18 protein-coding genes are annotated in these 23,535 nt (G+C 67.4%); 6 read left to right on the plus strand and 12 right to left on the minus strand.

Going from position 1 to position 23,535, the window contains the following annotated elements:
• Positions 1-13: 13 nt before the first annotated feature.
• From ACIGKL_RS13680 to ACIGKL_RS13690, 3 genes are all read left to right on the plus strand, one after another.
• A complete protein-coding gene (locus ACIGKL_RS13680) occupies positions 14-2,191 on the plus strand; it encodes a malate synthase G (protein ID WP_397487165.1) in 2,178 nt (725 codons plus the stop codon).
• A gap of 253 nt (positions 2,192-2,444) precedes the next feature.
• On the plus strand, positions 2,445-4,145 hold the full coding sequence (locus tag ACIGKL_RS13685) for an L-lactate permease (RefSeq protein WP_397487166.1): 1,701 nt from the start codon (positions 2,445-2,447) through the stop codon (positions 4,143-4,145).
• Positions 4,146-4,284: 139 nt separating this feature from the next.
• The gene (locus tag ACIGKL_RS13690) at positions 4,285-4,452 is read left to right on the plus strand and encodes a rubredoxin (RefSeq protein WP_021442321.1); all 168 of its coding nucleotides are present in this window, start codon (positions 4,285-4,287) and stop codon (positions 4,450-4,452) included.
• A 59-nt stretch (positions 4,453-4,511) separates the two neighbouring features.
• Here the strand turns inward: ACIGKL_RS13690 and ACIGKL_RS13695 are convergent, their stop codons facing one another.
• The 9 genes from ACIGKL_RS13695 to ACIGKL_RS13735 form a co-directional block, all read right to left on the minus strand.
• Positions 4,512-5,408, minus strand: coding sequence for a peptidoglycan DD-metalloendopeptidase family protein (locus ACIGKL_RS13695; protein WP_397487167.1), 897 nt, complete (start codon positions 5,406-5,408; stop codon positions 4,512-4,514).
• Positions 5,409-5,669: 261 nt separating this feature from the next.
• Complete coding sequence (locus ACIGKL_RS13700; RefSeq protein WP_397487168.1) at positions 5,670-6,578, minus strand: response regulator; 909 nt, start codon at positions 6,576-6,578, stop codon at positions 5,670-5,672.
• Positions 6,579-6,756: 178 nt separating this feature from the next.
• On the minus strand, positions 6,757-7,485 hold the full coding sequence (gene phoU, locus ACIGKL_RS13705; protein WP_397487169.1) for a phosphate signaling complex protein PhoU: 729 nt from the start codon (positions 7,483-7,485) through the stop codon (positions 6,757-6,759).
• A gap of 173 nt (positions 7,486-7,658) precedes the next feature.
• The gene (gene pstB, locus ACIGKL_RS13710) at positions 7,659-8,492 is read right to left on the minus strand and encodes a phosphate ABC transporter ATP-binding protein PstB (protein WP_397487170.1); all 834 of its coding nucleotides are present in this window, start codon (positions 8,490-8,492) and stop codon (positions 7,659-7,661) included.
• A 69-nt stretch (positions 8,493-8,561) separates the two neighbouring features.
• A complete protein-coding gene (pstA, locus tag ACIGKL_RS13715; RefSeq protein ID WP_397487171.1) occupies positions 8,562-10,238 on the minus strand; it encodes a phosphate ABC transporter permease PstA in 1,677 nt (558 codons plus the stop codon).
• Between the two features lie 15 nt (positions 10,239-10,253).
• A complete protein-coding gene (locus ACIGKL_RS13720) occupies positions 10,254-12,539 on the minus strand; it encodes an ABC transporter permease subunit (protein WP_397487172.1) in 2,286 nt (761 codons plus the stop codon).
• Between the two features lie 165 nt (positions 12,540-12,704).
• Positions 12,705-13,673 (minus strand): PstS family phosphate ABC transporter substrate-binding protein, encoded by a 969-nt coding sequence (locus ACIGKL_RS13725; protein WP_397487173.1) that lies wholly within the window; start codon positions 13,671-13,673, stop codon positions 12,705-12,707.
• Positions 13,674-13,849: 176 nt separating this feature from the next.
• Entirely contained in the window at positions 13,850-14,284 is a 435-nt protein-coding gene (locus ACIGKL_RS13730) for a PA2169 family four-helix-bundle protein (RefSeq protein WP_397487174.1), read from the minus strand.
• A gap of 46 nt (positions 14,285-14,330) precedes the next feature.
• Entirely contained in the window at positions 14,331-15,161 is an 831-nt protein-coding gene (locus tag ACIGKL_RS13735) for a BON domain-containing protein (protein ID WP_397487175.1), read from the minus strand.
• A 212-nt stretch (positions 15,162-15,373) separates the two neighbouring features.
• Here ACIGKL_RS13735 and algB point away from each other — a divergent pair, with 212 nt between their 5' ends.
• Positions 15,374-16,717, plus strand: coding sequence for a sigma-54-dependent response regulator transcription factor AlgB (gene algB / locus ACIGKL_RS13740; RefSeq protein ID WP_397487176.1), 1,344 nt, complete (start codon positions 15,374-15,376; stop codon positions 16,715-16,717).
• A complete protein-coding gene (locus ACIGKL_RS13745; protein WP_397487177.1) occupies positions 16,714-18,489 on the plus strand; it encodes an ATP-binding protein in 1,776 nt (591 codons plus the stop codon). Before algB ends, ACIGKL_RS13745 begins: the two co-directional genes overlap by 4 nt.
• Before the next feature lie 151 nt (positions 18,490-18,640).
• Here ACIGKL_RS13745 and ACIGKL_RS13750 read toward each other — a convergent pair whose 3' ends face one another.
• Together ACIGKL_RS13750 and ACIGKL_RS13755 are read right to left on the minus strand one after the other, a co-directional pair.
• Positions 18,641-19,420: an N-acetylmuramoyl-L-alanine amidase gene (locus ACIGKL_RS13750; RefSeq protein ID WP_397487178.1), complete on the minus strand. Its 780-nt coding sequence runs from the start codon at positions 19,418-19,420 to the stop codon at positions 18,641-18,643.
• Positions 19,417-20,007: a MarC family protein gene (locus tag ACIGKL_RS13755; protein ID WP_397487179.1), complete on the minus strand. Its 591-nt coding sequence runs from the start codon at positions 20,005-20,007 to the stop codon at positions 19,417-19,419. The genes ACIGKL_RS13750 and ACIGKL_RS13755 overlap by 4 nt, the downstream gene beginning before the upstream one ends.
• 229 nt (positions 20,008-20,236) lie before the next feature.
• Here ACIGKL_RS13755 and ACIGKL_RS13760 point away from each other — a divergent pair, with 229 nt between their 5' ends.
• Positions 20,237-21,763, plus strand: a complete 1,527-nt coding sequence (locus ACIGKL_RS13760) for a nucleobase:cation symporter-2 family protein (protein WP_397487180.1) — start codon at positions 20,237-20,239, stop codon at positions 21,761-21,763.
• A gap of 5 nt (positions 21,764-21,768) precedes the next feature.
• Here the strand turns inward: ACIGKL_RS13760 and ACIGKL_RS13765 are convergent, their stop codons facing one another.
• Positions 21,769-23,535 (minus strand): GGDEF domain-containing protein, encoded by a 1,767-nt coding sequence (locus tag ACIGKL_RS13765; RefSeq protein WP_397487181.1) that lies wholly within the window; start codon positions 23,533-23,535, stop codon positions 21,769-21,771.

Below are 23,535 nucleotides of genomic sequence, written 5' to 3' on the forward strand. Positions count from 1 at the left end.
AGGAGAACAGAAAATGACCGAACGCGTGCAATGTCAGCGCCTGCAGGTAGCCGCCGAGCTCAAGCAATTCATCGAAAGCGAAGTGCTGCCGGGCAGCGGTGTCGAGGCTGCGGCCTTCTGGAGTGGTTTTGACGCGCTGGTGCATGACCTGGCACCACGCAACCGTGCCCTGCTGGCCGAGCGCGACCGTCTGCAGACCGAGCTGGATGCCTGGCACCGCGCCAACCCCGGTCCGATCCGCGACATGAACGCTTACCGCGCCTTCCTCGGCGCCATTGGCTATCTGCTGCCGCAGCCGGAGAAGGTCAAGGCGACCACCGCCAAGGTCGACAGCGAAATCGCCACCCAGGCCGGCCCACAACTGGTGGTGCCAGTGATGAATGCACGTTACGCGCTGAACGCCGCCAACGCCCGTTGGGGCTCGCTGTACGACGCCCTGTACGGCACCGATGCGATCAGCGAAGAGGGCGGCGCCAGCAAGGGCCCGGGCTACAACGAAGTACGCGGCGCCAAGGTGATCGCCTTCGCCCGCGCCTTCCTCGACCAGGCCGCACCGCTGGCCCAGGGTTCGCATGCAGACGCCAGCGCCTATGCCGTGGTCGCCGGCCAGCTACAGGTAACCCTGAGCAGCGGCGCACAGAGCGCCCTGGCGCAACCGGAGAAGTTCGTCGGTTTCCAGGGCGAGGCTGCCACGCCGAGCGCCGTGCTGCTGAAGAACAACGGTTTGCACTTCGAGATCCAGATCGACGCGGGCAGCCCCATCGGCCGCACTGATGCCGCCGGTGTGAAGGACGTGCTGATGGAAGCGGCGCTGTCGACCATCATGGACTGCGAGGACTCGGTGGCTGCCGTCGACGCCGCCGACAAGGTGGTGATTTACCGCAACTGGCTGGGCCTGATGAAAGGCGACCTGGCCGAGGAGCTGGACAAGGGCGGCAAGCGCATCACTCGCCGCCTCAACCCGGATCGCACCTACACCGCCGCCGATGGCAGCGAACTGAGCCTGCACGGCCGCTCGCTGCTGTTCGTGCGCAACGTCGGCCATCTGATGAGCAACCCGGCGATTCTCGATGGCGAAGGTCATGAGATTCCCGAAGGCATCCTCGATGCGGTGGTCACCAGCCTGATCGCCCTGCACGACCTCAAGCGTCGCGGTAACTCGCGCAGCGGCAGCGTCTATATCGTCAAACCAAAGATGCACGGCCCGTTCGAAGTGGCCTTCGCCAACGAGCTGTTCGGTCGCGTCGAACAGCTGCTGGGCATGCCGGCCAACACCCTGAAGATGGGCATCATGGACGAGGAGCGGCGCACCAGCGTCAACCTCAAGGCCTGCATCGAGGCGGCCAGCGCGCGTGTTGCCTTCATCAACACCGGCTTCCTCGACCGCACTGGCGACGAGATGCACAGCGCCATGCAGGCCGGCGCCATGCTGCGCAAGGGCGACATGAAATCCAGCGCCTGGATCGCCGCCTACGAGCGCAACAACGTGCTGGTCGGCCTGGCCTGCGGGCTGCGCGGCAAGGCGCAGATCGGCAAGGGCATGTGGGCCATGCCGGACCTGATGGCGGCCATGCTCGAACAGAAGATCGGCCACCCGAAAGCCGGCGCCAACACCGCCTGGGTGCCGTCGCCAACCGCCGCCGTGCTGCACGCCCTGCACTACCACAAGATCGACGTGCAGGCGGTGCAGAGCGAGCTGGAGCTGATCGACCTGGCCAGCCAACGCGACAGCCTGCTGAACGATCTGCTCAGCGTACCGGTCAGCGCCGAACGACCCTGGAGCGCCAGCGATATCCAGCAGGAACTGGACAACAACTGCCAGGGCATCCTCGGTTACGTGGTGCGCTGGGTCGAGCAGGGCGTCGGCTGCTCCAAGGTGCCGGACATCCACAACGTCGGCCTGATGGAAGACCGCGCCACATTGAGGATCTCGGCTCAGCATATCGCCAACTGGCTGCACCACGGCGTGGTCAGCGAGACCCAGGTACGCGAGACGCTGCAGCGCATGGCGCAGGTGGTCGACGGGCAGAACGCCAGTGATCCGGCCTACCGCCCGATGGCACCGAACTTCGAGCAATCCCACGCCTTCCGCGCCGCCAGTGATCTGGTGTTCAAGGGCCGCGAGCAGCCGTCCGGTTACACCGAGCCGCTGCTGCATGCCTGGCGTTTGCGCTTTAAAGAGGAGGTTTGAACGACTGTGGGAGGGGCTTTAGCCGCGACAAACCCACTACAAACAGCTCGCGGCTGAAGCCCCTCCCACTGAGCAGTAGCAAGCCCTGACGGTTTCTGGCCGTCGGGGCTTTCGAGCATGAGCGCGGCGATGGGGAATCCCTGCCGTCGCGCCTCACGGAAAGGCCGGTGCCGTGGTGCCCGGCCCTTCCAGATGCGTGGCGCCGGGTGTCCCCGGAAAACTGTGGTTCACAAGAAAAAGAAGGAACCAACCCATGAGTCAAACGCTGCTGTCCATCCTGGCCTTCGTGCCATTGGTGCTAGCGGGTGTACTGCTGATCGGCTTTCGCTGGCCGGCCAAGTACGCGATGCCGCTGGTGTTCGTCCTCACCGCCCTGATCGGCCTGCTGGCCTGGGACATGACCCTCAACCGGGTCATCGCCTCCAGCCTGCAGGGGCTGATTCTTACGGCCTCGATCCTGTGGATCATCTTCGGCGCGATCCTGCTGCTGAACACCCTCAAGCACTCCGGAGGCATCGCGGCGATCCGCCGGGGATTCTCCAATATCAGCCCGGATCGCCGCGTACAGGCGCTGATCGTCGCCTGGTTGTTCGGCTGCTTCATCGAGGGCGCCTCCGGTTTCGGTACCCCGGCTGCCGTGGCCGCACCGCTGCTGGTAGCCCTGGGCTTCCCGGCACTGGCCGCGGTGGTACTGGGGATGATGGTGCAGTCCACACCGGTGTCCTTCGGTGCGGTCGGTACGCCGATCCTGGTGGGTGTCGGCGCCGGCCTGGATAGAACCGGCATCACCGAACAACTGGTGGCCACCGGCAGCACCTGGGAAACCTTCTTCCACCTGATCTACTCGCGGGTGGCCATCACCCACGGCCTGATCGGCCTGCTGATGCCGCTGATCATGGTGATGATCATGACGCGCTTCTTCGGCAAGAATCAGAGCTGGAAGGAAGGCCTGGCCATCGCGCCGTTCGCCATCTTCACCGCCTTCGCCTTCTCCCTGCCGTACATGGCCGCCGGCGTGTTCCTCGGCCCGGAATTCCCGTCGATGATCGGCGCCCTGGTTGGCCTGGCCATCGTGGTACCGGCGGCCAAGGCCGGATTCCTGCTGCCGAAGGAAAGCTGGGACTTCGCTGATCCCAAGGACTGGCCGTCCGACTGGATGGGCAAGATCGAGATGAAGCTGGATGAGGTGGCCGGCAAGGCGCCGATCTCGGTGCCCATGGCCTGGGCGCCGTATCTGCTGCTGGCGGTGTTCCTGGTGATCTCGCGTACTTTCCCTGAAGTGAAGGCGGCCATGATGAGCCTGAGCTTCGGCTGGAAGGACATCCTCGGCGAGACCGGCGTGTCCGGCACCATCGAGCCGCTGTACCTGCCCGGCGGCATCCTGTGCATGGTGGTGCTGGCCACCTTCTTGCTCCATCGCATGCGTTTCGCCGAGCTCAAGGCGGCGGTGGGCGAATCGAGCAAGACCCTGCTCGGCGCCGGCTTCGTGCTGATCTTCACCATCCCCATGGTGCGCATCCTGATCAACTCCGGGGTCAACGGCAGCGACCTGATGTCGATGCCGGTGGCGATGGCGCAACTGGTGGCCGACAGCGTCGGCAGCGTATATCCGTTCTTCGCGCCGGCGGTCGGCGCGCTGGGCGCCTTTATCGCCGGCTCCAACACCGTATCCAACCTGATGCTGTCGCAGTTCCAGCTCAATGCTGCCGAGCTGATCGGCGTATCCGGGGCGATGATGGTGGCGGTGCAGTCGGTCGGTGCCGCGGCGGGCAACATGATCGCCATCCACAACGTGGTAGCGGCCTCGGCGACCGTTGGTCTGCTCGGACGCGAAGGCATCACCCTGCGCAAGACCATTCTGCCGACGCTCTACTACCTCGCTGCAGCCGGCCTGATCGCGCTGGTGGCGATGTACGGCATGGCGCTGACCGATCCGCTGATGAGCAGTCGCTGACCTCTGACGGGTCGTGCGCTGCGCGACCCGACTTTGGTTGGTCCCTGGCTGGCGGCGATTGCCGCCGGCCGGCTTGGCGCGTCAGTGCAATTGCGGTAGCTTGCGTCGCGCAACACCGTGAGATTGGCCTGAGGTTTATATGAAAAAGTGGCAATGCGTGGTCTGTGGACTGGTATACGACGAGAGCCAGGGCTGGCCTGACGAAGGCATCGCCGCCGGCACCCGCTGGGAAGACGTGCCGGAAGACTGGCTGTGCCCCGACTGCGGCGTCGGCAAGATGGATTTCGAGATGATCGAGATCGGCTGAGCGCGCTTCGCTTTCACCGCAACGGCGACCCTCGGGTCGCCGTTCTTATTGGCGCGGCGCTATTCGCCGCCGACGGCGAAGTTGGGCAGGCTGTCCACCGGCTGACGGAAGCTGAAGGGAATCGACTCCACCGCCAGGCCGACGTTGCGCTGCACCACGAAGTGCAGGTGCGGGCCGGTGCTGTTGCCGGTGTTGCCGGAGCGCGCCAGCAGGCTGCCGGTTTCCACCCGCTGGCCCTCGCGCACGCCCACCGAGCCCTTCATCAGGTGCAGGTAGACGCCCATGGTGCCGTCGTCATGCAGGATGCGCACGAAGTTGCCGGCCGGGTTGTTGCCGCGCCCGCTCTGCTGGTTCTCGGTCTTCACCACCACGCCGCCGCGCGCGGCGACGATGGGCGTGCCTTCGGGCATGGCGATGTCCATGGCGTAGCGGCCCTTGGGGGTGAAATGGCTGTACTTGCCGCCGGCGCCCTGGGTCAGGCGGAACGGGCCGCCGCGCCAGGGCAGCGGGTAGCGGTGGATGCTCGGTTGCAGGCGCGGGTCGCCGAGGGCGTAGCGCAGCCTGGGCTTGTAGCGCAGCGGCTGGCCGGCCTCGCGCGGCGCCAGGGTGGCCAGGCGGATCTTGCTGCGCGGCGGCAGCACCCAGCGGATCGGCTTGTCCGGCGCGCCGACGGCGTTCTCCACCTGTTCCAGGCGCAGCTCGATCTCCACCGGGGCGTACAGGTCGTTGCGCACCAGCAGGGTCTCGCCGGCCTCGTGCTGCTTGGTCTCCAGCTTCACCTGATTGTCCAGGCGCTCGACCATGCGGTCGCGGAACACGAAGACCTGGGCGCCGGGCGCCGCCTGGTCGCTATAGGTCACCACGCCGTTCGGGTCGACGTACTTGTAGATGGTCAGGGCAGCGGCCTGGCCGCACAGGACCAGCAGGCTGCAGAGGAAAATCAGACGCCCTAGCATAACGACTCGGATCTTATGGCTTTTCGATATCCGGGTTAGCAAGGCTAGCAGCGCCTGCGCGGCCGTGCCAGGCGCCGAGCCCCGGGCTGTGAACCGGCTCACCGCCGTCGGTCGGCATGGCTCGGGCATGTCGGGGCAAGCGCCGCATCGATCCCCGGATTGCATCCGGGCGGCGCGATGGCTGCAGGGGAAGGCTGGACAGGCCGCGGGCTTGTCCGCCACATCGCCGGCAAAGGTGGACAAGGCTACGCCATGTCCACCCTACGCGCCGGGGACGAAATGCTTCTGCGCGGTGCCGCGGGCGATCAGGCGCGACAGGTAATCGAGCTTCTGCGGGTCGCGGTCGACGAAGCGGAAGCTCAGTTGCAGCCATTCGCTGGCAGGCGAAGGCTCCAGCGCCGCCACGGCATGCAGGTAGCCGTTGAGCCGGGCGGTCTCGGCCGCCTCGCCCTGTTCCAGGTCGAGCACCGCGCTCTCCAGCACCTGCGGCAGCTGCTCGGTGCGCTTGACCACCAGCAGCGCCTCCTTGAGGCTCAGCGCCTTGATCACGCAGGCCATGCTGCCGCCGGGCAGGCGCAGCTGGCCCTGGCCGCGGCCGGCCGGTGCCTTGCTTGCAGCAGCGGGCGCAGGCGCGGCGCTCGCTGCGGCGGGGGCGGCGGCTGCCGGCGTTGGCGCACTGGGCTTGACCACCTCGGCCTTGCCGCCGGTCAGGGCGGCCAGCGAGTCGTTGGCGAAGGCGCCGCTGCTGAGCATCTTCGGCGGGGCGCTGGCGGCGAGGGCCTGCAGCTTGCCGGCGCGGCTCAGCGCCTTCTTCACCTTGGTCACCAGCTGCTCGTTGGAGAAGGGCTTGCCGATGTAGTCGGAAACGCCGGCCTGGATCGCCTGCACCACGTTTTCCTTGTCGCCGCGGCTGGTGACCATGATGAAGGGCGTGGTCTTCAGGCTGTCCTGCTCGCGGCACCAGGTCAGCAGCTCGAGGCCGGACATCTCCGGCATCTCCCAGTCGCAGAGGATCAGGTCGACCGGCTGGCGGCCCAGCAGCTGCTGAGCCTTGCGCCCGTTGATCGCCTCGATGATCTGCACGCCGGGGAAGTGATCGCGCAGCCCTTTCTTGACCAGATCACGGATAAAGGTCGCGTCGTCCACCACCAGCACACTGACTTTGCTCATCGGCCTCTCCTGTACGAATGGCGTTAAGCATAGTCATGGCCAGTGGCCAAAGGCCAACGGAAAAGCGCGCGGCACGACTGATCGGTCGAACGGGTGCAACCCGGGAGAACGGCGCGCGCCTCCCGGATTGCATCCGGGCTACAAGGACCTCCGGACGCTCCGCAGATGCACGGGCCAATCAGGCGCCGGACTTGCCCTCGACCTCTTCGCGCATGCGCGTCAGGCCGATATGCCGCACGTCGGTGCCGCGCACCAGGTAGATCACCAGTTCGGCGATGTTGCGCGCGTGGTCGCCGATGCGTTCCAGCGAACGCAGCGCCCAGATCACGTTGAGCACGCGGGAGATCGAGCGCGGGTCTTCCATCATGTAGGTGACCAGCTCGCGTAGCGCGGTCTTGTACTCGCGGTCGACGGTCTTGTCGTACTGCGCCACCGACAGCGCCAGGTCGGCGTCGAAGCGGGCGAAGGCGTCGAGCGCCTCCTGCACCATGCGCCGCACCTGGTCGCCGATATGCCGCACCTCGACGTAGCCCTTGGGCGACTCGCCTTCCTCGCACAGCTGGATGGCGCGCTTGGCGATCTTGGTCGACTCGTCGCCGATGCGCTCGAGGTCGATCACCGACTTGGAGATGCTGATGATCAGGCGCAGGTCGGAGGCCGCCGGCTGGCGCCGGGCGAGGATGCGCACGCACTCCTCGTCGATGTTGCGCTCCATCTGGTTGATCTGGTCGTCGATCTCGCGCACCTGCTGGGCCAGGCCGGAGTCGGCCTCGATCAGCGCGGTGACGGCGTCGTTGACCTGTTTCTCCACCAGGCCGCCCATGGCCAGCAGGTGGCTGCGCACTTCCTCCAGTTCGGCGTTGAACTGCTGGGAGATGTGCTGGGTAAGATTGTCTTTGTTGATCATGTTTCGCTCCGCGAAAGCTGCCAGCTTGGATGGCTATGGTGCGCACAGCGCACCCTACTGGTTGTTAAGGGATGGGCTTTGGCAGAGGGTGCTGGGCAAGGAGGCGGAACGCAGACAGTACAGGTAGTACGGCAAGTTCCGCCGACGCAGTCCAGCGCACTCTGACATGGCCATCAGCCGTAACGACCGGTGATGTAGTCTTCAGTCTGCTTCTTGGCCGGGTTGGTGAACAGGGTGTCGGTGTCGCCGAACTCGATCAGCTTGCCCATGTACATGAACGCGGTGTAGTCGGACACCCGCGCCGCCTGCTGCATGTTGTGGGTGACGATGACGATGGTGTACTTGCTCTTCAGCTCGTAGATCAGCTCTTCGACCTTGAGCGTGGAGATCGGGTCGAGCGCCGAGCAGGGCTCGTCGAGCAGCAGCACTTCCGGCTGCACCGCCACGGTACGGGCGATCACCAGGCGCTGCTGCTGACCGCCGGACAGGCCCAGGGCCGAGTCGTGCAGGCGGTCCTTGACCTCGTCCCACAGCGCCGCGCTCTTCAGCGCCCACTCCACCGCCTCGTCGAGCACGCGCTTCTGGTTGATGCCCTGGATACGCAGGCCATACACCACGTTCTCGTAGATGCTCTTGGGGAAGGGGTTGGGCTTCTGGAACACCATGCCGACGCGACGGCGCAGCTCGGCGACGTCCTCGCCCTTGCGGTAGATGTTGCGCCCGTCGATGTTGATCTCGCCGTCCACGCGGCAGCCGTCGACCAGGTCGTTCATCCGGTTGAAGGTGCGCAGCAGGGTCGACTTGCCGCAGCCCGACGGGCCGATAAAGGCGGTGACGCGCTGGCGCGGGATGTCCATCTTGACGTCGAACAGCGCCTGCTTCTCGCCGTAATAGAGGTTCAGCCCCGGCACGGCGATGGCCGTGGTCTCGCTGGCCAGGTTGAGGCTCTGCTTGTCGCGGCCGAGGGCGGCCAGGTCGATACCGTGGGTATGGGCTTCGTGTTGCATCGTTTCACTCCATTCGTAGCTACAAGCTGCAAGCGGCGCGCCGGGACGCGCGGCCTGTAGCTAAGGGAATCAGTGGTCCAGCGCCTTGTACTTCTCGCGCAGGTGGTTGCGGATATACACCGCGGTCAGGTTGAGCAGGGCGATGACGATCACCAGCAGCAGCGCGGTGGCGTACACCAGCGGCCGCGCGGCCTCGACGTTGGGGCTCTGGAAGCCGACGTCGTAGATGTGGAAGCCCAGGTGCATGATCTTCTGATCCAGGTGCAGGTAGGGGTAGTTGCCGTCCAGCGGCAGGCTCGGCGCCAGCTTGACCACGCCCACCAGCATCAGCGGCGCCACCTCGCCGGCGGCGCGGGCCACGGCGAGGATCAGGCCGGTCATCATCGCCGGGCTGGCCATCGGAATCACCACCTTCCACAGGGTCTCGGCCTTGGTCGCACCGAGCGCCAGCGAGCCTTCGCGCACCGCGCGCGGGATGCGCGCCAGGCCTTCCTCGGTGGCGACGATCACCACCGGCAGGGTGAGGATCGCCAGGGTCAGCGAGGCCCACATCAGGCCCGGGGTGCCGAAGGTCGGCGCCGGCGCCGATTCGGGGAAGAACAGGCTATCGATCGAACCGCCCAGCACGTAGACGAAGAAGCCCAGGCCGAACACGCCGTAGACGATCGACGGCACGCCGGCCAGGTTGTTCACCGCGATGCGGATGATCCGGGTCAGCGCGCCCTGATGGGCGTATTCGCGCAGGTAGACCGCGGCGATCACGCCGAACGGGGTGACGATCACCGCCATCAGCATGACCATCAGCACGGTGCCGAAGATCGCCGGGAAGATGCCGCCCTCGGTGTTGGCCTCGCGCGGTTCGTCGCTGACGAACTCCCACAGTTTCATGGCGTAGAAGCCGAGCTTGTCGCCGATGCCCATGGCGTTGGGGCGGAAGGCACGCACCACCTTGCCCAGGGCGATCTCGCTCTCGCGGCCGTCGCTGATGCGCAGGGTCACGCTGTCGCGGTTGACCTGGCCGAACAGCTCGACCATCTGCGCCTCGAGCACCTTGTAGTCGGCGTCCAGCACCGCGCGGCGCGCGTCCAGCTCGGCCTGGGCGGCGGCGTCCAGCTTGCCCTGCAGCTGCAGCTTGCGGCTTTCCAGGCGGATGCGCTCGAGGCCGTGGTTGATCCGGCCGATGTCCTTCTTCTCCAGGCGCACCAGCTGCGCGTGCAGCTGCTCGACCCGCTCGATGCGTTCGCGCAGCGCCGGCCAGGCGGCCTCGCCCGCGGCGATGACCTGGCCGTTCTCCTTGACGTTGACCAGGTAGCCGTAGAAGTTGCCCCACTCGCGGCGCTCCAGCACGGTGATCTCGGCCGGCGTGCGCGGGTTGCTCAGCCACTCGCCGACGACCCAGGCGAAGTCGGCGCCGAACAGCTCGCGGTTGCCCACCTTGAGCAGCTCGCGGGTCATGAACTCGCCGCCTTCCTCGGCCACCGGCAGGCCGGCGGCGGCCAGACGGGCGCGCGGCACTTCCTCGATCTGGGTGACCTCGCCGGCCATCACCCGGGCTTCCTGACCGGGCACCTGGTAGTCGGCCTCGATCACGTCGGCCGGCCAGAAGTGGCCCAGGCCGCGGGTGGCGATCACCGCCAGCAGGCCGAGGGTCATGATGATGGCGATGGCAACCGCGCCACCGCTCATCCATACGCCCGGGGCGCCGCTCTTGTACCAGGATTTCAGGTTGTTCTGTTTCACGGACATATACCTTCCAAAACCTTAGAGCGACGAATACTTGGTGCGCAGGCGCTGACGGATCAGCTCGGCCAATGTGTTCATCACGAAGGTGAACAGCAGCAGCACCAGCGCGGCGAGGAACAGCACACGGTAGTGGGTGCCGCCGACTTCCGACTCGGGCATTTCCACCGCCACGTTGGCCGCCAGGGTGCGCATGCCCTCGAAGATGTTGATGTCCATGATCGGCGTGTTGCCGGTGGCCATCAGCACGATCATGGTCTCGCCCACGGCGCGGCCCATGCCGATCATCAGCGCGGAGAAGATGCCCGGGCTGGCGGTGAGGATCACCACCCGGGTCAGGGTCTGCCAGGGCGTGGCGCCGAGGGCCAGGGAGCCGAAGGTCAGGCTCTTGGGCACGCTGAACACGGCGTCTTCGGCGATCGAGTAGATGTTCGGAATTACCGCGAAGCCCATGGCCAGGCCGACCACCAGGGCGTTGCGCTGGTCGAAGGGAATCCCCAGGTCGTTGCTCAGCCACAGGCGCATGTTGCCGTCGAACAGCCAGTTCTCCAGGTGGCCGCTGATGGCCAGGGAGAACCAGCCCACGGCGATCACCACCGGGATCAGCAGCGCCGCTTCCCAGCCGTCCGGCACGCGGTGACGCAGGTTTTCCGGCAGCTTGGTCCACAGGTAGCCGCTGAGCAGGATGCCCACCGGTGTCAGCAGCAGCAGGCTGAAGATGCCGGGCAGATGGTTCTCCAGAAACGGCGCGAGGAACAGGCCGGCGAAGAAGCCGAGGATCACCGTCGGCAGCGCCTCCATCAGCTCGATCACCGGCTTGACCTTGGTGCGCATGCGCGGCGCCATGAAGTAGGCGGTGTAGATCGCCGCGGCCACCGCCAGCGGGGCGGCCAGGAGCATGGCGTAGAAGGCCGCCTTGAGCGTGCCGAAGGCCAGCGGCGAGAGGCTCAGCTTGGATTCGAAATCGGTGTTGGCCGAGGTCGACTGCCAGACGTAGTCCGGCTCCGGGTAGCTCTCGTACCAGACCTTGCCCCACAGCGCGCTCCAGGAAATTTCCGGGTGCGGGTTGTCGACCACGAAGCGCTGCAGCTGGCCCTCGCGCTCCACCAGTACGCGGGTGGCGCGCGGCGACAGGGCGGCGATGGCGGCGCCGTCGGCCACCTGCTGCTTGAGCAGGGTGCGGTGCGCGGTGCTGTGGAAGATGCCCAGGTTGCCCGCCTCGTCCAGGGCCATAAAGCCCTTGCGGCGTTCCTCGGGAATGATCTGGGTGATGGCGCTGCCTTCCAGCTGGAAGCTGCGCACCGGCTGGAAGGTGGATTTACCGTCGGCGTCGCGCACCATAAACCACTGCTGGATGCCGCCCTTGGCGTCGCCGAGCATGATCGAGATGCCGCCGAGCAGGCTGGTGGCGCTGGTGATGCGGTTGGAGGCGTCCTTGAGCAGCTCGTAGCGGCCGTTGAGGCTGCGCTTGCGCAGGTCGAAGACGTCGGCGGTGGACTCGCCGTTGACCACGTACAGCCACAGCTGGCGTGGGTCGAGGATCAGCTCCTGGATGGGCTCGGCGATCTGCGGCAGAGCGATGCGGTCTTCGCCGAGGCTGACCTCGCCGGTGAACAGGTTCTCTTCGCGGCTCAGCGCGATCAGGTGCAGCTCGCTGCCGGTGGAGCCGGCCAACATCAGGGTGCCACTGTTGAGGTTCAGCGCCACGTGCTCCAGGGCGCGGCCCTGCGGGTCGAGGGCGATCGGCGTCTCGCCGTAGGGGAAATCGATCTGCGGCGCGATGGTGCGCACGTTGTCCGGGTAGCTGACCTTGTAGTTGTGCTGCAGCACCAGCACCTGGCCGTTGGACAGGCCGAGGACGACGCGGCGGCTGCCCGGCTGGTCCTGGCCGACCGAAGCGACGCTGACGCCTTCGCCAAGCGGCAACTGCACGGAGTTCATCGCCTCGCCGTTCTTCAGGTCGAAGAACTGCACCATGCCGGCGCGATCCAGGCGCATGGCCACCTGGTTCTGCTCCTCCATGGCCAGCAGCAGCGGCGCTTGCGCCTCGGCCAGCCAGGCCGGTTGCTGGGCCTTGCGCGCGCTCATCTCGGCGCCCTGGAACATCGGCAGCACCACATGGGCCAGGTAGAAGAAGATCAGGGTGATCGCACCGAGCACCGCCAGGCCGCCGATGGAGACGTACCAGCGCGCCATGCGGTCCTTCAGCGCGCGCAGACGGCGCTTGCGCTGCAGGGCGGGGGTATTGAAGTCGATCCCCAGGGGGTTCTGTGCGCGGTTCACGGTGTCGTTTGCCAAGTCATTCATGCGAGAAATCTCTGCGCGAGCTTGTTTGCAGCGCATGCGGCTGCCCAGGCTTGCCAATCTAGCGGGCTTGTATGACAGAAAGGTTACAGCCAGCTGACATGACGAAGCCCGCCACTCCGAAGAGGGCGGGCCGCGCCGCTTACAGCCTCTAGCGCGAGGCCAGGCTTACAGACCCAGTTCCTTCAGGGTCTTGGCGGCCACCTTGGACGGCAGCGGGATGTAACCGTCCTTCATCACCACTTCCTGACCCTGCTTGGACAGCATCAGCTTGATGAACTCGGCGTCCAGCGGGCTCAGGGCCTGGTTCGGCGCCTTGTTGACGTAGACGTAGAAGAAGCGCGACAGCGGGAACTTGCCGGCCAGGGCGTTCTCTTCGGAAGCTTCGAAGGCTTCGCCGCCTTTCTTCGACAGCGGTACGGCACGGACGCTGGAGGTCTTGTAGCCGATGCCCGAGTAACCGATGGCGTTCAGGGTGCTGGAGATCGACTGCACCACCGAGGCCGAACCCGGCTGCTCGTTGACGTTGGCCTTGAAGTCGCCTTTGCACAGGGCTTCTTCCTTGAAGTAGCCGTAGGTGCCGGAGACCGAGTTACGGCCGAACAGCTGCAGCGGCTTGCCGGCCCACTCGCCGGTCAGGCCGACGTCGCCCCAGGTCTTGATGTCCTTGTCGTTGCCGCACAGGCGGGTGCTGGAGAAGATCGCGTCGACCTGCTCGATGGACAGCGACTTGATCGGGTTGTCCTTGTGCACGAACACGGCCAGGGCGTCGATGGCCACCGGCACCGCGGTCGGCTTGTAGCCGTACTTCTCTTCGAAGGCCTGGATCTCGCTGTCCTTCATCGGACGGCTCATCGGGCCCATGTTGGCGGTGCCTTCGGTCATGGCGGGCGGCGCGGTGGAGGAGCCGGCAGCCTGGATCTGGATGTTGACGTTGGGGTACTGCTTCTTGAACTCTTCGGCCCACAGGGTCATCAGGTTGGCCAGCGAGTCGGAACCGACGCTGGACAGGTTGCCCGATACGCCGGAAGTCTTTTCATAGGCTGGCAGAGCCGGGTCGACGGCGGCTACAGCAGATACGGCGCTTACGCCAGCGGCGGCGAAAGTCAGGGCCGCCATCAAACGCTTCAGTTTCATGCCTTGCTCCTAGCAGGATTAGTGTTGGATGGAACGGGCCCAAGTATCTGCAGGCCACGTGAACACTCTATGAAGCGAATATGACAGTTGCGTGAACGTCGGCGAATTTGCGCGCGCCACGGCCAAGGCCCCCGCACGCAACGCGCACGGGGGCCTGGCGGGACGCAGCGGCGCGCCTACTGCAGGCTGTGCTTGAGGGCGCGCATGCGCGCGTGACAGGCGCGCACCTTGGGCATTTCCATCGCCAGCAGTACGCGCAGATCCTGGTCCGCGCCCTCCAGGGCGTCCTCGAAGGCGTGCAGGATGCGGTCCTCGCTCTCCTCCAGCTGCGCCACGTAGGTGGCGTCCTCATCCTTGGCCAGGGTGGCGCGGGTATCGGCGTAGAGCTGGCGCAGCTTGCCCAGCAGGGTGCCGCCGCTGGCCGGCTGGCTGTGGTTGGCCGCCACGCTGCGCGCCAGGGCGTCGATCACCTCGGTCTTGGCCCGCGCCATGTCGCGAAACAGCGCCTGCAGACGGATGTCCTTGACCTCGTCGTGGGCGTGCTCGTAGAAGCGCTGGCCGTCGCGGGTGATCTCGATCAGTTCGTTGAGTTGTGCGGTCTTGCTGCTCATGGCGGTTCTCCTCGGCTATGGGACTGGCGAATGCGGCGTCCGGCGTTCAGCCGTCGATGCGCAGGGCATCGGCGTCGACGCCGCGCACGCCGCGGATATTGCGGGCGATGTCCACCGCCAGGCGCTTCTCGGCGCTGCTCAGCACGCTGCCGCGCAGGCTGACGAAACCGTCCTCGGTGCTCACCGCGATGTTCAGCGCATCCAGGTTGCGGCTATAGACGAAGCTGGCCTTGACCTTGCTGGTGATCCAGCCGTCGCCGATCGCCTCGCGCGCCTCCTCGGCGGCCACTTCGATCTCGCTGGCGCTGCTGTCGGCGGTGCTGATGCTGAGGTGGTTGAACACCTCGCGCACGCCGTCGGTATTGGCCGCCAGCTGGCCGGCCAGCTCCTTGGCCGCCGGGGTCTGCGCGTGGCCGCTGAGGGTGATGGCGCCGTTCTGGCTCTTGACCTGGATGTCCAGGCCGCGGGTATTGCTGTTCCACAACAGCTTGGACTTCACCGTGGCCGCCAGGCTGGCGTCCTCCAGGCGCTGCACCAGGCCCGGCGGCTCGCCCTCGGCGGTCGCGGCGTCGACCTCGATGCGGTTGTCCACCGCCTCGATCCCCTCGACGCTCAGCGCCACCTGCTCGGCCAGCTCCTTCTGCACCGCGCTCTCCACCCGACCCTCGAGGCGGGCACGACCGTCTTCCACGGCGATGTCGAGGCGGAACGGGTTGAGGTGACGATTGAGGGCGAAGGCGGTCCAGATCGAGCCTTCCTGGCGCGCCGCCGCCAGTTGCTGGCTCAGCTCGCCCTCGGCGGCCTGGCTGGCCAGCGGCGTCAGGCTCAGCAGCAGGGCGGTGCTGCCGGCCAGCATCAGGGTCTTGAACGGGGGCATGGCGAGGTCCTCGGCAAAGCAATAGTTGCCAGGACTTTCGCAAGCCCTATGCCAGCTTTTCCAACCCAAACAAACTCAATAAAAACAATGACTTAATAGATGTCGAAAAAACTCATCGGCATGCAGGCTGCAGGGCCGCGGCGAAATCGCCGTGCAACTTGCATGATTTTTCCCTGACTAATGCCAGACACCCAGTCAGATGGAGCACGACGATGGCAGATTCAGGACACAGCGGGCGCATCCTCCTGGTCGACGACGAGGCGGCGATCCTGCGCACCTTCCGCTATTGCCTGGAGGACCAGGGCTACGAGGTCGCCGGCGCCAGCAGCGCGGCGCAGGCCGAGGCGCTGCTGCGGCGCCAGGTGTTCGACCTGTGCTTCCTCGACCTGCGCCTGGGCGACGACAACGGCCTCGACCTGCTGGCGCAGATGCGCGTGCAGGCGCCCTGGATGCGCGTGGTGATAGTCACCGCGCACTCGGCGGTGGACACCGCGGTGGACGCCATGCAGGCCGGCGCCGCCGATTACCTGGTCAAGCCGTGCAGCCCCGAGCAGCTGCGCCTGGCCGCCGCCAAGCAGCTCGAGGTGCGCCAGTTGGCGGCGCGCCTGGAAGCCCTGGAAGATCAGGTGCGCCAACCCGGCGCCCACTTGGACAGCCGCAGCCCGGCGCTGATGGCGGTGCTGGAAACCGCGCGGCAGGTGGCCGGCACCGACGCCAATATCCTTATCCTCGGCGAGTCCGGCACCGGCAAGGGCGAGCTGGCGCGCGCCATCCACGGCTGGAGCAAGCGGGCGAAGAAGGCCTGCGTGACCATCAACTGCCCGTCGCTGACCGCCGAGCTGATGGAAAGCGAGCTGTTCGGCCACAGCCGCGGCGCCTTCACCGGCGCCAGCGAGAGCACCCTGGGGCGGGTCAACCAGGCCGACGGCGGCAGCCTGTTTCTCGACGAGATCGGCGACTTCCCGCTGCCGCTGCAACCCAAGCTGCTGCGCTTCATCCAGGACAAGGAATACGAGCGGGTCGGCGACCCGGTGACGCGCCGCGCCGACGTGCGCATCCTCGCCGCGACCAACCTCGACCTCGACGAGATGGTCCGCGAGGGGCGCTTTCGCGAAGACCTGCTGTATCGCCTCAACGTCATCACCCTGACCCTGCCGCCGCTGCGCGAGCGCAACGAGGACGTGCTGCAGCTGGCCGAGGGCTTCCTCGCCCGCTTCGTCAAGGAATACGCGCGCCCCGTGCACGGCTTCAGCGACGCCGCGCGCGAGGCGCTGCAGGGCTACGCCTGGCCCGGCAATATCCGCGAGCTGCGCAACGTCATCGAGCGCGCCAGCATCATCTGCAACGCCGAGCTGATCGAACCCGAGCACCTCGGCCTGGGCGAGCCGGTCGAGAACGGCGCGCCGCGCATCGGCGCCGCGCTGAGCCTGGAGGCGCTGGAGAAGGCCCATATCACCGCGGTGCTGGCGACCAGCGAGACCCTCGACCAGGCCGCGCGCACCCTCGGCATCGACGCCTCGACGCTGTACCGCAAGCGCAAGCAGTTCGGCCTGTGAAGCTGCGCACCCGGCTGTTCCTCGGCAGCAGCGCGCTGCTCACCGTGGCCCTGCTCGGCCTGCTGCTGGGCATGTTCAGCGTGCTGCAGCTGACCCAGCAGCAGAGCCAGGCGATGACCCGCAACCTGCAGATCATCGACGCCAGCCTGGGCATGCGCCAGGAGCTGGGCAAGCAGGTCGGCCTGCTGCTCGCCGAGCAGCTCGACCGCGAGGCGCTGCAGGCCGCCGACACGCGCTTCCGGCAATGGCTGCAGCAGGCCAACGCCAACGTCCGCGCCGCCGGCGACCACCAGGCCCTGGCCGAGGTGGAGAGCGCCTACGCGCGCTTCGACGCGCTGCTGGCCAAGCCGCTGACGGTGCGCCGCGAGCTGCTCAAGAGCGACGCCCTCGGCCAGGCCGAGGAGGCCCTGCGCGAACGCATCAACGCCCTGCAGAACCGCTACGTCGCCGCCGTCGACGAGGCCGAGGCGAGCACCCGCCAGCGCGCCTGGCTGATCGCCGGTCTGCTCGGTCTGATCGGCCTGGCCGTGCTGCTGATCGGCTTCGTCACCGCGCACAGCCTGGCGCAGCGCTTCGGCCGGCCGATCGAGGCGCTGGCGCGCGCCGCCGACCAGATCGGCCAAGGCGACTTCCAGGTCACCCTGCCGCTCTCGCCGCTGCCGGAAATGGCCGCCCTGAGCCGCCGCTTCGGCCTGATGGCCGAGGCCCTGCGCCAGTTCCAGGCGACCAACGTCGAGGCCCTGGTCGGCCAGCAGCGGCGCCTGCAGGCGGTGCTCGACAGCATCGACGACGGCCTGCTGATCCTCGACCGCCAGGGCCGCCTGGAACACGGCAACCCGGTGGCGCAGCGGCAGCTGGGCTGGGACGCGGTGCCCAGGGGCCAGTCGCTCGGCCAGGCGCTGCAGCGCCCGGAACTGAACGAACAGCTGCAGCTGGTGCTGGCCGGGGTCAGCCCCGAGCGGGCGCCGGACGACCTGGCCATCGAGGCCGCTGGCGAGACCCGTCTGCTGGCCTACAGCCTGACCCCGGTGTGCCACGAGCAGGGGCCGCTGCTCGGCGCGGTGATGGTGCTGCGCGACGTCACCGAGCAGCGCGCCTTCGAGCGGGTGCGCCGCGAGTTCGTCCTGCGCGCCTCGCACGAGCTGCGCACCCCGGTCACCGGCATGCACATGGCCTTCGCCCTGCTGCAGGAACGCCTGCACTTCGCCGCAGGCAGCCGCGAGGCCGACCTGCTGCGCACCGTCGACGAGGAGATGCAACGCCTGCTGCGCCTGATCAACGACCTGCTGAATTTCTCGCGCTACCAGAACGGCCTGCAGCAGCTGGAACTGGCGCCCTGCGACGCCGCCGAACTGCTCCGGCAGGCGCAGCTGCGCTTCGCCGCCCAGGCCGCCGAACGCGAGATCGACCTGGGCCTGGAGCTGCACGAGCCGCTGCCGCGCCTGCGCGCCGACCGCCTGCAGCTGGAGCGGGTGCTGGACAACCTGCTCGGCAACGCCCTGCGCCACAGCCATCCGGGCGGGCAGATCCGCCTGCAGGCGCGGCGCCAGGACGAACGCCTGATCCTCGGCGTCGAGGACGACGGCGAAGGCATCGCCTACGGCCAGCAGACGCGTATCTTCGAGCCCTTCGTCCAGGTCGGCCGGCGCAAGGGCGGCGCCGGCCTGGGCCTGGCGCTGTGCAAGGAGATCGTCCAGCTGCACGGCGGACAGATCGCCGTGCAGTCGCAACCGGGCCAGGGCAGCCGCTTCTACCTGGCGTTGCCGTTGTAGGGAGGTTTGTCTCCCCTCTCCCGCTTGCGGGAGAGGGGGCGGGGGAGAGGGTCTACCCGGTAACTCCGAGTCGCCTGAGCCACCCTCTCCCCAGCCCTCTCCCATAAATGGGAGAGGGAGCAGGCCGCGCACGAACGCGGCCTCAATCCAACTATCCAGACTGCTGGTTAAGCACCAGCAGGCGCGCGGCGGTCTCCGCATCGGGCTGGCCGGCGTAGTCGGCCGGGCGGTACTTCATCTGGAAGGCGGCGATGACGTTGCGCGTGGCCTGGTCCAGCTCGCCGTGCTGCGGCACCGCGTAGCCCTGGCGCGCCAGCTGCTCCTGGAACCACTGCACGCTGGGCGGGCTGGCGGCGAACAGCGCCTGCTGGCGCGCCACCGCCGCCTCGTCCGGCCAGGGCAGCAGGCCCTCGTCGGCCAGGCGCTTCCAGGGAAACAGCGGGCCCGGGTCGACCTTGCGCTGCGGCGCCACGTCGCTGTGGGCGATGATCGACCCCGGCGGCAACTGATGACGCTGCACGATGTCCTTGAGCAGCACGATCAGCCTGTCGACCTGCTGCGGGGCAAAGGGCTGCCAATAGCGCCCGGCCGGAGTCTCGTAGTAGCCCTGGTTGACCAGCTCGATGCCGATGGTCGAGGCGTTGAGCCAGGTGCGCCCCTGCCACTCGCTGACGCCGACGTGCCAGGCCCGGCGATTCTCATCCACCAGACGGTAGACGGTCGGCGGCGCGTCGCCGATCAGGTAATGGCTGCTCACCTCGGTCTCGGTGAGCAGCTTGAGCGAGCGCGCCAGGTCGGTGGAGGTGTAGTGCAGCACCACGTACTGCACCCGACTGTTCTGCCCGGTTGCGGTATGGCTGTCGTCGATGCGCAACCCAGCGCTGCAACCGCCGAGCAGGGCCAGGAAAAGGGCGATGCAAACTGCTTTCATGCGTGACCAAATACGCTTTGCAGGTTGTCCAGCAGCATGTCGACGCTGAGCATGATCAGCAGCATGCCCATCAGTCGCTCCACCGCCGTCAACCCGCGGGTTCCGAGAAACCGCTGCAGGAACGAGGCCTGCAGCAGGATGAATGCCGTCGCCGCCCAGGCCAGCAGCAGCGCCAGGTAGAGCTCCCAGAGCGGCCCAGTATGGGTGTTGCGCAGGGTCATCAGCACCGCCAGGGCCGAGGGCCCGGCCACCGCCGGGGTGGCCAGCGGCACCAGCATCGGCTCGCCGTCCGGCACGTCGCCGAGCAGGCCCTGCGGGCTGGGGAAGATCAGGCGCATGGCGATGACGAACAGGATGATACCGCCGGCGATGGCGGTTGCCTCGCGCGACAGGCCCAGGCTGCTGAGGACTTTGTCACCAAAGGTGAGAAACAGCAGCAGCAGGGCCAGGGCGAACAGCAGCTCGCGCGCGGCGATCCACAGCCGGCGGCGCGGCTCGAGGTTCTTCAGCGCGGCGATGTAGATGGCGATATTGCCGAAGGGGTCGGTGACCAGAAAGATCAGCACGGCGATGCTGAAGATATCCATGGGCGTCTCCAGTGGGTCTGGCTGACAGTCTAGGGCCTGGCGGGGCTTCGCCGCGAGCCGGCGCGGCAGTCAGATCGCAGCGAAGATGCTGAAAACGCCGCTTTTGTGACCGAAACACCGGCAATCGTTTCGGGAAACGCCCCTCGTAAGAATGTATACAAAGTAGTAGCCAAAATAATAAAAAGTTGTCTACATTGACCAGACAAGAACAACAGCGAGTAGCCTCACCATGACGTCCATCCCCAACAGCGCTCCTGCCACGCGTCCCGAGGACGAGAATCTCGGCATCGGCGCCAATCTCCTCTATGGCTTGCAACACGTGCTGACCATGTATGGCGGCATCGTCGCGGTGCCGCTGATCGTCGGCCAGGCGGCCGGGCTGTCGCCCGCCGACATCGGCCTGCTGATCGCCGCCTCGCTGTTCGTCGGCGGCGCCGCCACCCTGCTGCAGACCCTCGGCCTGCCGTTCTTCGGCTGTCAGCTGCCGCTGGTGCAGGGCGTGTCCTTCGCCAGCGTCGCCACCATAGTCGCCATAGTCGGCGCCAATGGCGGCGAAGGCGGCTTGCCGGTGGTGTTCGGCGCGGTGATCGGGGCGGCGCTGATCGGCCTGCTGATCACGCCGATTTTCTCCAAGATCACCAAGTTCTTCCCGCCGCTGGTGACCGGCATCGTCATCACCACCATCGGCCTGACCCTGATGCCGGTGGCCGCGCGCTGGGCCATGGGCGGCAACAGCCAGGCCGCGGACTTCGGCAGCATGGCCAATATCGGCCTGGCCGCGTTCACCCTGGCCACCGTGCTGCTGCTGAGCAAGGTCGGCAGCGCCACCATCTCGCGCCTGTCGATCCTGCTGGCCATGGTGATCGGCACCCTGGTGGCCCTGGCCTTCGGCATGGCCGACTTTTCCAAGGTCGGCGCAGGCCCGGTGCTGGCCTTCCCCACGCCGCTGCATTTCGGCATGCCGGTGTTCGAGCTGGCGGCTATCGTTTCGATGCTGATCGTGGTGATGGTGATCCTGGTGGAAACCTCGGCCGACATCCTCGCCGTCGGCGACATCATCGACACCAAGGTCGACTCCAAGCGCCTCGGCAACGGCCTGCGCACGGACATGATCGCCAGTGCGCTGGCGCCGCTGTTCGGCTCCTTCACCCAGAGCGCCTTCGCCCAGAACGTCGGCCTGGTCGCCGTCACCGGGGTCAAGAGCCGCTACGTGGTGGCCACCGGCGGGCTGATCCTGGTCACCCTCGGCCTGCTGCCGATCATGGGTCGGATCATCGCCGCGGTGCCCACCTCGGTGCTCGGCGGCGCCGGCGTGGTGCTGTTCGGCACCGTGGCCGCCAGCGGCATCCGCACCCTGGCCAAGGTCGACTACCGCAACAACATGAACCTGGTGATAGTCGCCACCTCGATCGGCTTCGGCATGATCCCGATCGCCATGCCGAGCTTCTACCACCACTTCCCGGCCTGGTTCGAGACCATCTTCCACTCCGGCATCAGTTCGGCGGCGATCATGGCGATTCTGCTCAACCTGCTGTTCAACCACTTCACCGCCGGCAACTCGGACCAGCAGTCGGTGTTCGTCGCCGGCACCGAGCGCAGCCTGCGCTACCGCGACATCGCCGCCCTGCACGACGGCGACCACTTCGTCGGCGGCAAGCTGTACGACGTGGAGGGCAACGAGGTGCCGCTAGTGGATGAGGAGGGCCCGCACGGCGAGCCGCAGCCCCGGCGCCAGGCGGCCTTGACGGAGCACTGAGCCGCTCAGCCCAGTTCGATGCGGTTGCGCCCGCCGGCCTTGGCCCGATACAGGGCCTGGTCGGCGCGCTCGAACGCCGCTTCGGCGGCTTCCTCGCCGCGGAATTCGGCGAGCCCGGCGGAGAGGGTGATGGTCACCGGCTCGCCCTTGAAGTGGAAGGGACAGGCCTCGATCGCCGTGCGCAGCGTCTCCAGCAGCTGCACGCCGCCGTCCAGCGGCGTCGCCGGGATCAGCAGGACGAACTCCTCGCCGCCGTAACGGGCGATGAAGTCGGTCTTGCGCAGGCGCTTGTGCAGCTCGCCGGCGATGATCTTCAGCACCCGGTCGCCGGCCAGGTGACCGTAGCCGTCGTTGATCCGCTTGAAATGGTCGACGTCGAGCACCGCCAGCAGCAGCTCGCCGCCGTAGCGTAGGCGGCGTGCCGTCTCCAGCTCCAGGCGCTCGCTCCAGGCGGCGCGGTTGGGCAGGCCGGTAAGCGGGTCGAGCAGGGACTTCTGCCGCTGCTCCTCGATATGCTCGCGAAATTGCTGGGCCTCGCGCTCCATCTCGGCGACCCGCTGCACCAGGCTCTGCAGGCGCTGGGCCACCTCGGCCTCGCGGCCGTCGCGCTGGCGCTGGTGACTGCTGACGGTCTGCAGCAGACCGTCCAGACGCTGTTCCAGGGCCTGCTTGAGCGCCTCCAGATCCGCCGCGCTCTGCACGCTGTGCTGCAGGCCGCTGACCTGCTCGCGCAGTTGCCGGTCGAAGTCGCGCGCGCTCTCGACCGATTCGCTGTAGCCCTCGTGCGCCTCGCTCAGGGTGCCGATAAAGGCCGCCAGGCGCTCGTTGAGCTGCTTGAGGTAGCCGGCGAATTCGCGCTGGCCGCTGTCGCTCACCGCCAGCACCAGCACCGCCAGGTCGTCCAGCACCGGCACCAGTTCGTACCAGTTCAGCTGGCCCTGCACCCGTTGGCGCAGCGCCTCGCCCTGCGGCTGGTGACGCGCCGGCAGCTCCAGCTCGGCGAGCAGGCCCAGCAGGCTCTCGGCGATATGCGGCGCCACCGCGCTGTAGCCGGGCTCGCTGCCGGGCAGGGCGAAACGCTGCGTCTCGTCCTCGCCCTGCGCCAGCAGCCCCGGCGGCAGCGGCAGGCTGTCCAGCGCCGGCAAGGGCGCCGCGGCCGGCGACGCAGCAGGCGTGCTGGCGACGGGCAGCGGCGCCACCTCGACCGGCGCTGGTGCCGGCTCGGACGCCTCGCCAGCGCCGCCCGCCTCGCCGCGACTGCCGAACAAGCGTTGCAGCAGGCCGGGCTGCTCGGCCGCCGGCGTGCGCAGCAGCTCCAGCGTCTGCCCCTGCAGGCGGCTCAGCTGGCTGAGCAGCGCCGGCAGCTGATGGGTCTGTCCAGTGGCCTCGTGCAACTGCTTGGCCAGCGCCTTCAGCGCCTTGCGCACCTCGCGCGGCGGTTGCAGCTGCTGCAGCTGCTCGACCAGCCGGGTCAGCGCCGCGGTGGCCTCGCCGGCGCGCTGCTGGCGACGCAGCTCGGAATCCAGCACGGCCTTCTCCAGCCGCGGGATCAGGCCGCCGAGCGCCGCGTCCATGTCGTCGCGGCGGAGGATGTCGCGCATCTCCTGCATGCACTGGTCGACCGCCTTGTCCGCGCCCTCGGCGGCCAGGCTGCTGCGCACCAGGCCGCGGCGCAGCAGGTCGAGGCGCAGCTCCCAGCGCCGCTCGAGCTTTTCCTGTTGCTCCAGGCTGCTCAGGTACTTGTCTTTCCAGCGTTGCGCGTCATCGCTCAT

Origin of the sequence: Pseudomonas sp. NPDC077186, from assembly GCF_044543505.1 — a bacterium.
Lineage (GTDB): Bacteria > Pseudomonadota > Gammaproteobacteria > Pseudomonadales > Pseudomonadaceae > Aquipseudomonas.